Source organism: Paenibacillus lentimorbus NRRL B-30488 (genome assembly GCF_000411595.1).
In the GTDB taxonomy this organism is placed as follows: domain Bacteria; phylum Bacillota; class Bacilli; order Bacillales; family Bacillaceae; genus Bacillus; species Bacillus velezensis.
Map to the genome: position 1 here is coordinate 1 of NZ_ANAT01000044.1, position 14,048 is coordinate 14,048.

The 14,048-nt window shown below is 49.8% G+C and carries 1 protein-coding gene and 2 pseudogenes; all 3 read right to left on the reverse strand.

Annotated features, from left to right (window positions below; all coding sequences use genetic code 11):
• On the reverse strand, positions 1-1,771 hold a 1,771-nt coding region (locus tag D368_RS18485; protein WP_486129300.1), incomplete at its 3' end, for a condensation domain-containing protein.
• 15 nt (positions 1,772-1,786) lie between these two features.
• Positions 1,787-9,483 (reverse strand): annotated as a pseudogene (locus D368_RS18490) (amino acid adenylation domain-containing protein).
• Between the two features lie 25 nt (positions 9,484-9,508).
• Positions 9,509-14,048, reverse strand: a pseudogene (locus D368_RS18495) (amino acid adenylation domain-containing protein); the annotation flags it as partial.

Consider the following 14,048-nt stretch of genomic DNA (forward strand, 5'->3'; position numbering starts at 1 on the left):
TCTCACTTGTCAGAGAAGAAAGAGACACTTCTAGCGTTTCACCGGAAAAACCGGAAACGGATAACCCCGGCTGTGCAAGCAGGAGACAAGCGCCGCAGTCATCGAGCATATAGCGCAGCCTGTCCTCCGGATATTCTGGGTCAAGCGGCACGTAGGCGCCGCCTGCTTTTAACACGGCAAGCACTGAAATCACCATCTCTGGCGAGCGTTCAGCGAGCACACCGATCATGCTTTCTTTGCGGACGCCTTTTTGTCGGAGCTGGACGGCAAGCCTGTCCGTGTACTGATCGAGCTCGGCGTACGTCAGCATACCGTCCGGAAAACGAAGCGCCGGACGATGCGGCGAAAGCGCGGCGCGGCGGGTAAACAGCCCGTGAAGCGTCGGAGCCGGCGGTTCAACCGTTTCTGTATGGTTAAATGCATCCATCATACTTCTGGCTTCACACGCATCCAGCAATGCGATCTCGGAAGCGCCGATTTCAGGGTCGGAAATGACTGAGTTCACCATATGCCGTAAAAATGTTTCGATATTCTTCATAAAAACATCGTCGTATATACCGGTATCAAATTTTAAGCGGATATAAAGAGAATTGCCCGGAATCACCTTTATGCTGCATCCGTAGTTTGTGACTTCTTCCATCGTGAAATCCTCTACCGCAAAATCAAATGAACCGGCCTGACTCACATTTTCAATTTCACGCTGGGCCGGCACATTTTCAAACACGATAATATGGTCAAACAGCGCTTGCTTCAGAGGGCTTTGCGCCTGAATGTCATACAGCGGATAATAGCTGTACGCTTCTGCTTGCAGCGTCTCCTGCTGCAAATGCCTGACAAGCTCCAGAAAAGAAAATGAACCGCTTTTCACCCGTACGGGAATCGTATTAATAAACAGTCCCACCATTTTTTCCACGCCTGCGAGATCCGACGGCCGGCCGGAAACGACAGAACCGAAAACGGCATCATCACAGCGGCTGACACGCTGCAGCAAAATGCCCCACAGTGCCTGGAACACTGTATTCAGAGTTGCTCCAGCCCTTGCCGCAATGTTCTTCAGCTCATTTGTCTGCTCTTCAGAAATGGTGAAAACCGCCTGCTCAAGTTCGCCGTTTGGTTCCGCGGATTTTTTCGGAAGAGACGCCGATTGCTCAAGATCGGCAAGTCTCGTTTTCCAAAAAATCTCGGCTTCTTTACGATCCTGCTTCATGAGCCATTTAATATACTTCCCATATGGCTGAACAGGCTCGAGAGACGGAAGCCGTCCGTCTCCCAGAGATTGATAGATCATCAGAAATTCCTTCATGACAATTCCGAAGCACCAGCCATCCATGACAATATGATGATGGCTCCATATACAAACATAGCGTTCAGGCGCTTTTTTCAAAATGGAGACTCTCATGAGAGGATCTGATTGCAAATCAAAGCCTTTATCTTTATCTTCTTTTCTGAACCGGTCGGCATATTTGTCTTGCGCCTTCTCGTCCAAATGAGAAATATCATGAAACTGAACGCGGCTCGGCCTGTTTTTCAACACGACTTGGCGGGGCTTCGCCACATTCTTATGAATAAATGTCGTACGGAAAATATCGTATCGTTCAAAAACAGCATCTATACTTTTTTGGAATCGTTCCCGGTCAAGCTGTCCGCTGATCGTAAACACCGCTTGTTCGAAGTAGGCTCTTGAGTCATGATCCAACAGAGAATGAAAAAGCATGCCCTCCTGCATAAAAGACAAAGGATATATATCTTGTATTTCCGGTTGCTGCCCCATTGCGCCACTCCTTTTCTATAGTTTGTTGACGGCTCCCATAATGTCATTCAGATCTTCCAGCGTTAACTCCTCGTCACTGAAATCAGCGGCGCTCCATTCACGCTCCTCTTTGCCTGTGCAATGCGTGATGATCTGCTTGAGAAAGGTATGAAAATATCCCGTCAAAACTTCAATCGTTTCTTTTTGATACTGAAAACGGTTGTACACGACATGCATGCTGAGACATTCCGACGATACGGAGCCGCTGATATCAAGTGTGTACGGGCGTTCCCAGTCTGGGCTGACTTCATTTCCCGCTTTTACGGGAGAAACACCGAAGCCGCTGGAACGGATTTCCCGGTCAAACTGTCCCAGATAGTTAAAACTGATTTCAGGAGAATCAGATTCAGTCTCTCCCCAGAGTTTGCTTATATATTTCAGCACCCCGTATCCCGCTCCTTTATGCGGTATGCGGCGCATCATGTCTTTTGTCCGCTTAATGTGATAGCCGAGACGCTCGCCGTCATCAGGCTGATCTTGAAAACTTGCGTCAACCAATACCGGATAAATTGACGTAAACCAGCCGATGGTTCTGCTGATATCAAGATGCTCCAGGTGCTCTTCCCTTCCGTGGCCTTCCATGCTGATTTTGAATGTCTCGTTTCCGGTCCATCTGTTCAGCGCTAGGCTTAACGCGGCAAGCAATAATTCGCCCGTCTCTGTTGTGTATGCTCTGTTTGCTTCCGTTAACAGCTGCTCAGTCTCCTGTTTTGTCAATGTAACGGTCATCACATCTGTATCTTTCAGAAGATTGGAAGAGGTGCGGGCATCTTTCGGAAGCGGTTTGACCGCCGCTTTTTCTCTTTCGGACCAGTAGTCTGCTTCCTGTAACAGCCGGCGGCTTTTTGCATAATCAGAGATTTGCTTCGCGTAAGTCTGATAGGAATCGGTTTTCGCCGGAAGCGCGGTTTCTTTTCCTTCGAGCGCCTGCCTGTAGCACGCGGTGAGATCTTCAAATAAAATCCTCCATGACACTCCGTCAATGACAAGGTGATGAATGGAAAGCAGCAGATGATCGCCATCAGCGGCATGAAATAAGCCGACAGCTACGAGCGGACCCGTCTCCAGCCGAATGGAAGTTTGAATACGGGCGGCCGCCTGTTCAATTGCGGCGTGCTCCTCTTGTAATGAACCTTTCTCTCTTACGTCATGCGTTTCAAACGTAAAGAGTTCTTCTTCAGAAAGGTTTTCTGCTCTGTTATATTGAATCACCGATCCGTTTTGTGTGCCGCATACCATCCGTAATGCGTCATGATGAACCGCGAGCTGTGCCAGCGCTTTTCTCATAGCAGATTCATTGATTCTGTCCGCACTGCGGAGCATAACGGACTGATTAAAATGATCATGCGGCAATGATTGCGAAAAGAACCAGTGCTGGATCGGCGTCAGCGGCACGTCTCCCGTGACGGGAGACTGATCAATCACGCGGCGGACTTTCCGGAGCCGCATCGACACTTCTCCCAGTGTCTGATGCTCGAACAGCTCGCGGACGGTCGTTTCATAGCCCTGCTGTTTCAGCCTCGCACATACTTGCAGCGCTTTAATCGAATCCCCGCCGAGATGGAAGAAATGAGCATTGGGGCCGAGTCCTTCAACACCTAAGAGTTCTTCCCAGATGTCAGCCATCATTTCTTCAGTTTCATTTCTCAGGCTGATATCATCTCCAAGGCTTTCATTTAATTCAGGCTGCGGGAGTGCCTTCTCGTCCAGCTTCCCATTCGCCGTCAAAGGGAGTTCATCAAGCTCTATCAAGCGGGCGGGAATCATATATTCCGGCAGAAAAGCTCTGAGAGAGGCCTGAATCTCTGCTTCTTTTATTTTTCGTTCCCGTGTATGACCGCGTATGCGTAAATGGAGTGCTGACCGTGCTGATCAGCACGTGTGATCACGGCGGCCTCTTTCACGAAGGAAAGCTCCTGCAGCGCTGATTTTATTTCTCCCAGCTCAATTCTGTGGCCTCTGACTTTTACTTGCGCATCTATCCGCCCGACATATTCCAGCTCGCCATTTGAGAGTCTTTTGGCAATATCGCCCGTTCGGTAGAGCCGCATGCCGGTATTGTGCGGATTCGTGATGAACCGGGAGGCGGTTAAATCATCCCTGTTTACATATCCCCTCGCGACGCCTTCCCCGCCGATATAAAGCTCACCTGGAATTCCGATCGGCTGCGGATTCATATAGGCGTCCATGACAAAAGCATGAAGGGTTTCCAGCGGTCTGCCGATATTGCTTTTATTTCTCTCAATATCATCCATCTTCAGTTTTTTGCATGTGACGTGAACCGTGGTTTCCGTAATGCCGTACATATTAACAAGCTCCGTCTCCGGGTACTTCTCTTTCCAGCTTTTCAGCATGCCGGGCTGAAGCGCTTCTCCGCCGAAAATGACATATCGAAGCTTCAGCTTGTCCGTATGCCCGGCCTCTTCATGAATGAGTCCGGAAAAAGCCGTCGGCGTTTGATTCAGCACCGTTACGCCTTCACTTTGCAGCAGCTGCCGGTACAAATGCGGATCACGGGCTGTTTCTTTCGGCACGATAACTACCTTTCCGCCGTATAAGAGCGCGCCGAATATTTCCCAGACAGAAAAATCAAAACAATAGGAGTGGAACAGCGTCCAGACGTCTCCAGAGCCGAAATCAAACGGCAGTCCTTTATGTGTGATAAGGCTGATGACATTGCGGTGTTCCGTCATAACGCCTTTCGGTTTTCCGGTTGTGCCCGATGTGTAAATCACGTAAGCCGGCTGTTCAGGCGTTACCATTTCTTTCGTTCTGTCTGCTGAAACGGATTCAGGCTTATCAATGTATAATACCGGCAGCCCGTCCATTCCGGATATCCCAAGACCCGATTGCGTCAACAGAACACGCGCGCCGCTGTCAGTCAGCATAAATGAAATCCGCTCGTCCGGATAGTCAGGATCAATCGGCAGATAAGCCCCTCCCGCTTTTAAAATACCGAGAATCCCAATCAGCATATCCGGGGATCGTTCGGTCATAATTCCGACAATCTGTCCGGAGCGGATGCCGTTTTCCGACAGCATATCAGCGATTCGATCCGCCTTGTCATTGAGCTCGCGGTAGGTGAGACGCTCATCGGACATAACGGCTGCAATTTGATCCGGCATTTTTTCCGCCTGTGCTTCAAATAAACTGACGATCGTCTCATGCCTCGGATACTCAGCTGTTTGATTTTCCGCTTGAAGAAGCATCTGCCGCTCGTTTGTGTCCAGCAAATGAATGTCAGACAGCTTCTGCTCATCATCCGATGCGATTTGTCCTAAAAGCTCTTTAAAATGACCGGCCCACCGTTCGATCGTATCTTTTTCAAACAACGCGGTACTGTATTCAAAATGAAAATCCAGTGAGCCGTCCGGCTGTTCCTCGGCATGAAGCGTCAAGTCGAATTTTGAAATGTCATGTTTCACTGCATGTGAAGAAACGGATAAGCCCGGAAGGTTCACTTTGAAATCATCACTGTTTTGCAAAACGAGCATGGCATCAAACAGCGGATTGCGATTGACTTCCCGGTGTGTATCAAGCTTTTGGGCAAGTTCTTCAAACGGGAAGTCCTGATGTTCGGCTGCGCCGAGGGCAAGCATTTTCACCTCTTCTAAATAAGCGCGGAATGTCTTATCCCCTTTCGGCCTGCTTCTCATTGCTACGGTATTTACAAACATGCCGATGACCCCATCAAGCTCAGCGCGGCTTCTGCCGGCCGCAGGTGAACCGACGATAATGTCTTCCTGCCCGCTCAATTTAGAAAGGAACAAGGAGTAGCCTGCCAAAAGAATCATATACAGCGTCGAACCCGTCTCATCCATAAGCCGGCGCAAATTCTCCGCCGTTTCTTTTTGAAGGCGCGTTCGTACAACGGACCCGCTGAAATCAGGAAGCTGCGGGCGCTTTTTATCGAGCGGCAGATCAAGAACGGGAATGTTTTCCCCGATCGCATCCAGCCAATACCGCTCATGTTCTTTGAATTCTTCAGCGGCGAACCGCTCATGCTGCCAGACGGAAAAATCTTTGTACTGAAGTTTTAACGGCCGCAACTCTTTTCCTCTGTACAAATCCGTCAATTCTTGAATCAGAACGCTCATTGACACACCGTCTGCGATAAGATGATGCATATCAAGCAGCAGAAAATGACGTTCTTCAGTGGCTTTGGCTAAAGTCACTCTCAAAAGCGGCGCTTTTTCCACGTCAAACGGCTTGACGAAAGGTTCCATTGTCTCTTGAAGAAGTGTCCCGGATGGCATGTGAATCTCTGTGAGATCGAGATCGACATGTGAATGTATGTGCTGCATCGGCTCCCCGTTTCGCAAAACAAATGATGTGCGTAACGCTTCATGCCTTTGTAACAGCGCTGAAAAGGCTTCGTGCAGACGATCACGGTTGAGTCTGCCGCTCAGCTCCAGACAAGCGGGCATATGATAGCCCGTGCTGTCCGCCGCAAGCTGATGAAGGGCATAGAGCCTTTTTTGCGCAAAAGATAGCGGGTACAAGTCCTTTGCCTCCGCAGGCGTGATTTCTGCATATTCTCCTCTTTTCCTCTGTTCTAGGAAGCGGGCCATGCTCTCGATGGTCGGATGTTCAAAAACATGGCGGACGGCAAGTTCAATTTGCAGCCGTTTATGTATGTTTGAAACAAGCGACGCGGCTTTCAGCGACTGTCCGCCGATTTGGAAGAAATCATCTCTCATACTGATGTGTTCCCATTTCAGCACTTCTTGCCAAATAGACAGCAGCTCAGTCTCAAGCATTGTGCGCGGAGCTTGATAATCACCGGTTCTCTCGGCTTCTTTCGGCTCAGGAAGTGCGGCCCGATCAAGTTTTCCGCTCACAGACAGCGGCATTTCCGTCAATTTGGTAAAGCTTCCCGGGATCATATAAGCAGGTAATCTCCCGGCCAATTCGGCATGAGGATCAAATGTCACACCGACGTTTTCCAGTACGACATAAGCTGCAAGCTCCTGTTCCCCGTCCGCCGTTTTGCGCACGGTGACTGCCGCCTCTTTTACCCCGGACAGACTTCTGAGTGCCGTTTCGATTTCTCCTAATTCAATTCTGTAACCTCTTACCTTCACCTGATCGTCAAAGCGTCCCATGTATTCAATCGTTCCGTCCGGTAAAAATCGGGCTGCATCTCCCGTTCTGTACAGCCGTTCACCTTTACGAAACGGATGAGGGGTAAAGACTTTGTCCGTCAGCTCTTTTTGCTGAAAATATCCGTCCGCCAGACCTTTTCCGGAAATACACAGTTCACCGACGGCTCCGACCGGCTGCAGCCGATCTCCGTGCATCATATAGACAGAAGTGTTGGCAATCGGGCGCCCGATCGTAATCCGGCTGCTTTTTTGCAGGTTGCGCAGAACCGTCGTGGCCACACTGTTTTCCGTCGGGCCGTATTCATTCAGCAGCTCGGCATTCGGGCATATGTTGCGGCTCGCTTCCACGATATCAGGGGTGGCCGCTTCCCCGGCAAATGTCACCGCCCGAAGCGTCTGCGCATCCTTTTTCGTCAGCGAATCAAGCAGAACGCGATACAGAGACGGAACGATCAGAAGATGGCTCACTCCGTGGCGGGCGATTTTCTGTTTTATTGAAAGGACGTCTTTCGCATCATCTTCATCAGTTAACAGTACACAGGCGCCCGACAGAAGCGGAGTGAAAAGACTCGTTAATGACCCGTCAAATACGTATGAAAAAAGATGAAGCGCTATGTCTCCTTCTGTCATCCCGTATTCTTCACGCCGCCATTGCAATGTATTGCTGATCGCTTTGTGTGGTACAAGCACCCCTTTCGGCCGGCCTGTCGTTCCGGAGGTGTAAATGACATACGCCCAATTTCCGCTGTCAGACACCGGCGGAAGCGGTGCGGTCTGCTGGGAAACCGTTTCCTCCATGATGACGACGCTGCCCTTGAAATGCGGCGGAATGAGGGGGAGCAGGTCTTTTTCAGTCACGAGCAGTGAGGCTTCACTGTCTCTCAGTAAAAATGAAATCCGTTCAGGCGGAAATTCCGCATCAATCGGCATATAGGCGCTGCCCGACTTCCAAATTCCGAGCAGAGCGGCAACCGTACTCATTGATCGGCGCAGCATAACAGCGGTGATCTGATCGGAACGGGCGCCTTTTTCCCTTAACGCATGGGCAATCTGATTCGCCCGCTGATTTAATTTTTTGTAGCTCCAGCTTACTCCGTTATATCTCAACGCCTCTTGGTCAGGCGTTTTTGCCGCCTGTTCTTCAAACAGCCCATGAACGGTTGTCTCAGGGTACGGACGGTTCGTTTCGTTAAACGAATGAATCAGGGCTTCTTCCCCCGGAGGTACGAGACTGATGCTTGATAAAAGCCTGTCCGGATCTTCCGTTACACAGGAGATGACCTCCAGAATATGCCCTTTGATCCGTTTCATGTCTTCCCGATCGTAGATGCCCGCATTGTAGCTGAATTTTACATAAAACTCTTCTCCCGGAACGATGACGACGTTAAGATCGTAATTGGTTTCTTCCGCCATCGAAAAGTTTTCAAGTGAGAGCGCACTGCTTTCCGTTTGCTGCCAGCCGTTTACCGCAGCCTGCATCTGAACCGGATAATTTTCAAAGACAAGGATATGGTTCAAGAGATCTTTTTGCAGGCCGCTCTCGTTTTGAATGTCATAAAGCGGATAATAGCTGTGCTCTTCCGCAGCGAGTGACTCTTTTTGCACCTTTTTGAGAAGAGAAGAAAAAGTCATATCACCAGCCGCGCGCACCCTTACCGGCACGGTATTGATAAACAGTCCGGCCATGGATTCAATGCCGCTGATAGCTGACGGCCTGCCGGAAACAACTGAACCGAAGACGGCATCTTCAGTGCCGTTGTAACGATGGAGAAGCAGACCCCAAATGCCCGTAAATATAGTATTCAGCGTGACCCCGATGCCTCGGGCAATGTCTGTCAGTTTTTGCACGGTTTCAGGCTCAAGGGAAAATTGAAAATGCTCAGATGCATAACCGTTTTGCGCCGGCTTATTCTTCGTTTGCGGAACGGAAACGGTTTCTCCGTAATCTTCCAAGCAGCGCGACCAGAACGCTGACGTCTCTTCTTTATTCCGGCTTCGGAGCCATTTGATATAAGTGCTGTAAGGAGCCGGACTGCCGAGGTTTACAGACCTGTTGTTTCGGATCGCATAATACATGCTGAAGAAATCTTTCAGTACAAGGCCCAAGCTCCAGCCGTCCATCATAATGTGATGATGAGTCCAAACGCATGTATGGCGGTTTTCTCCCGTTTGAAAAAGAGTCAAGCGCATTAAGGGGCCTTTTTGCAGATCAAACCCCTTATGCCGGTCGTTTTCCTTAAATTCGTCAATGATGCTTTGCTGCCGTTCTTCCGAATAGTCTGAAATGTTCTCAGTCTGTACGGCAGTGTCACGGCGTGAAAGGACAACCTGCTGCGGCCCTTCAAGGTCAGGCACTTCTTTTATGAAAATCGTTCTGAAAATATCATAACGGCTGACAAGCATATCCAGACTTTTTTGGAATGTATCAATGCATAAATCCCCGCTGACTGTAAACGAAATCTGCTCGACATATGCGTTTGATCCGGAATCCAGAAGCGAATGAAACAGCATGCCTTCCTGCATATATGATAAAGGGTAAATATCTTGAATTTCTGTCGCTTGTGTCACGAATGCCACACACCTTTTTATGAAATTAAAGTCCTTTTACGAGATCTTCAATGCTTGATAGTGCTTGAGCGGTCAATTCTGTATGGCTGTAATCCGTTAATGTTTTTTCCCGCTCTTTCTTGCCGGAACAATGGGCGATGATGTCCTCGAGGTGAGTATGGAAACGATTCATGAAGAACTCGATTGCCCCCGGTGCAAATACATCGGTATAAACGGCTTTTACCTCCAGTTGCCCGGCCGCCACCATCGCGTTAATATCCAGATCAAACTCGCGGATGCGCCCGGATGCTATATCATGCTGCGGCTTGAACGGTGACATCTTCAGCGTCCCCTCAAGACCGTCAAACGCACCGAGATAGTTAAAGCTTATTTCTGGGTCTTTATAAAGAATGTTTCGCGAATATCTCAGCAGCCCGTAGCCGGTTCCGTGATGAGGAACCCGTCTCAGCATGTCTTTTACCGTCTTTATGCGGTGCGCGGTTTTTTCGCCTGAGCCGTCCGGCACTCTCATATCCAAAAGCACCGGGTAAACAGATGTAAACCAGCCTGCCGTTCTTGACATATCAATGTCAGGAATATGCCCTTGGCGTCCGTGTCCTTCAGTGCTGATAAGCATCTGTTCGGAACCCGTCCACTCATGAAGCGCCATTCCAAGCGCCGTTAAAAGCAATTCATGAACATCCGTTCCGTATGCCTGCTGTGTTTCCAACAGCAGCTGCTTCGTGACTTCGCTGCTTAATATCCACGATGCAGTGCGCGCGTTTTCCTGCAATCGTCCGGCGTTTTCATCAGTTTTTTTCGGCAGCGGCGCTGTTTCACCAGACATCACGCTGTCCCAGTATGCGGCTTCCTCCAGCAATGCTTTGCTCTTGGAAATGTCAAAAAGCTCTTCAGCATACTTTATATAAGAATCGCTTTTCGGCGGCAGTTCGATTTGTTTGCCGTCCAATGCCTGCTGATAAGCTGTCTGCAGATCTTCAAGCAATATCCTCCATGACACGCCGTCCGTGATAAGGTGATGAATCGTGATAAGCAGATGGTCGGCTTCTTTCAGCCTGAACACTCCGAGATGAAGAAGAGGGCCTTGATCAAGGCGCATAGCCTGCTGTATTTCTTTTTCCTCAGCAGCTATCCGTTTTTCCGGCTGTGTTTCTTCTGAAAGATCTATGACGTTAAGCGTAAAGATTTCTTCATGCTGCTCTGTGATTCCGCGGTTATATTGAACAACTTCCCCATGCTCATTTTCAGTGAAAGTCATTCGCAGCGCATCATGATGTTCTGTCAGCGCGCAAACCGCCTGATACAGCGCATCTATTTCGAGGCTTTCTTCACTGCACAGCATGACTGATTGGTTATAATGAAGCTCAAATGCACCCGGCTCCTCAAAAAATCTCTGCTGGATCGGTGTCAGCGGAGCGCTTCCTTCTATCGGGCCCTGATCAGCCGTTGCAACAGCCGGCGTGAGGTGCTTCGCGAGTTCTGCAATCGTCGGGAACTGAAACAAATCGCGGATCGACATGTTCCAGCCTTCTCCGGCGAGTCGGGCTGACACTTGAAGCGCCTTAATGGAATCTCCCCCAAGCTCAAAGAAAGAGTGATGAATTCCCGCTTTCTGTATATGAAGCACATCTTCCCAAATCCGGCATAGCATTGCCTGTTTTTCATCGCCGGGCGCGACAAATGCCTGTGATGAATGTATCTCTTCTGCCGGCAATGCCGATTTATCAAGTTTGCCGTTCAGTGTCAGGGGCATGCTGTCTAAACCGATAATATGAGACGGCATCATATAAGCCGGAAGCTCCTGCATAAGAGACTGGCGGAGTGATGAGATATCGGCCTCTTTAGGAACGATGTATGCCGCTAATCGGGCTTGTCCTTCGGCATCTTTCATCACGGTAACAGCCGCTTCTTTGACTTGATCGTGTTTCAAAAGCACACTTTCTATTTCTCCCGTCTCAATTCTGTATCCCCTGATCTTCACCTGCTTATCAATCCGCCCTTTAAAACGAAGAGTTCCATCTGGCAGCCAGCAAGCCTGATCTCCGGTTCTGTAAAGTGTTTCTCCCGTTTGTAACGGGTCACTGAATGCGTCCTCTGTCAGCTCAGGCTGTCCCCAATATCCTTTGGCGACGCCGGCGCCTCCGATATACAGCTCTCCGAAAACGCCGATCGGCTGGACCCGTTTGTCTTTGTTTAAGACGTACATTTGCACATTCGGAAGCGGAACACCGATCGGCACATCATCTTCCCGCGGCTCTTCGCTCATTCCGGCTTCATAATACGAAGAATCAATTGTCGCTTCTGTTACACCGTAGCTGTTAATGATCCGCATTTCTTTCCCAAAGCGTTCATGAAGCGTATAAAAATCTTGCGACTTGATCATATCTGAACCAAGTACCAGTATTTTTACGCTTTGCAGCGCGAGTTTCCGGCGGTATATATATTCCATAAACGGAACAATCAGCGCGGGTGTCGACTCCATAAACGTGATACGGTGCTGATCAATGAGTCGATAAAGCTGCTGCGGCTCAAGCCGGACGTCATCCGGACAAATGATAAGCGTTCCCCCGTTCAGCAGGGCGCGTGCAAGATCCCCTGAAAATACATCAAATGAGAAACTCGCCATCTGCAGCACTCTGACCGGTATAAGATCAAGCTCATAAATCCTGCGCCATGCAAGTGCTGCATGGGTAAAGCTGCGATTTCTGACTTCGACTCCCTTCGGCGTTCCCGTTGTTCCCGAAGTATATATGATATATGCGGTATCATCCGGTGACGCTGCCGGCTGAATATTCTTTGCAGAAATATCGTATTGATCTTCATGATCAAGCTGAATGAGAAATAAATTGTGATCCGTCAGCTGTGAAGCAAGTTCTTTGTATTCTGACTGCACCATCAAGACGGATGCCGCGCTGTCTTTTAATAAATAGCGAATCCGTTCCTCAGGATAATGGGAGTCAACCGGTATATACGCCCCTCCTGATTTCATGACCGCAAGAACACTGACGATCGCTTCAATCGAACGGTTTGCCAATATGGCAGCTCTTTTTCCCGGACCGAATCCATTTTTCTGCAGTGTTCGGGCAAGACGGTTTGCCCGCTCATTGAGCTGCAAATAGCTGATCTGTTGTGCTCCTTCAATAACAGCGGTCTGATGAGGCGTTTCTTCTGCTTTCTCTTCAAACAGCTGGTGAAACAGTTTGTGTTTTTCCATGAATTCGGTTTGTGTGTTATTAAACTCAATCAGTAACTTTTGTTTTCTTCTTCATCCAAAATGTCAGCTTTCGATAGTGTGACTTCCGGTTCGGCGGCAACATGGCGCAAGAGATTCAGTAAGTGGCCCATCCAGCGTTCAATCGTTTCTTTCATAAAAAGCTCGGTGCTGAATTCCATCTCAAAGCGGATGTTTCCGTCGGATTCAGCCGCTGATAAGGTCAGGTCAAAACTTGATACATCATGTTCGGTATGCTCTGATCGTGACGCCTTCAGACCGGCCAGATTTATCTCCTCTCGCTCCATATTCTGAAGAATAAACATCGCGTCAAACAGCGGATTGCGGCTCATGTCCCGCTGCACGCCGAGCCGTTCCACCAGCTCTTCAAACGGGTAGTCCTGATGCTCATACGCCTCAAGCGCCGCCTGGCGGACTTCCGACAAATAATCGGTAAACCGTTTGTCTCCTTTCGGCTCCGTTCTGATGGCCAGCGTGTTGACGAACATGCCGAGAATCGGTTCAAGGTCTTTGTGCGGGCGCCCGGCAATCGGCGAGCCGACGATGATGTCTTCCTGCCCGCTCAATCTCGCGAGCAGCGTATTGTACGCGGCGAGAAGCACCATATACAAAGTGGAGCCGTGATCCCGGGCGATGCGGTGAAGGCCGGATGCCGTTTCAGCGTCAAGCGTGCACGATACGCTGCCGCCCGCAAAGCTTCTGACAGCCGGACGGGGCTTGTCAGCCGGAAGCTCAAGCACCGGAAGCTCTCCTTCGAGCCGTTTCAGCCAATACGCTTCCTGCTTCTGATACCCTTCTTTCTGCTGAAACGACCGCTGCCAGACGGCATAGTCTTTATATTGAAGGCGCATCGGCGCAAGCGAACGGCCTGCGTACAGCTCGCCGAATTCTTTTATCAAGGTGTTGACGGACACACCGTCAGAAATAATATGATGCATATCTGTTAATAAAAGATGGTGTTCGTCCGATTCTTTCACGAGGGCCGCACGGAAGAGCGGCGCTTCCTCCAGACAAAACGGCCGGACGAATGCGTCAGCTGACTCGGCCTCATCGAGCTGAAACGGCACGCTGTCATGGATGCGCTGCATCGGTTCGCCGTCAGGCCCCGTTTCGAAGGACGTTCTGAGCGATTCATGCCGCTCCACAAGCTCCCGGAACGTCTCCTCCAGCCGGACACAGTCAAGCGGGCCCGTCAGTTCCAGCACAGCCGGCATATTGTAGCCGACACCGCCGTCTTCAAGCTGTTGGAGCACATACATCCGTTTCTGCGCCGAAGACACCGGATAAGTGTCCTGTTTTTGCGCCGGCTGAATCGCTTCATACGGGCTCTCTT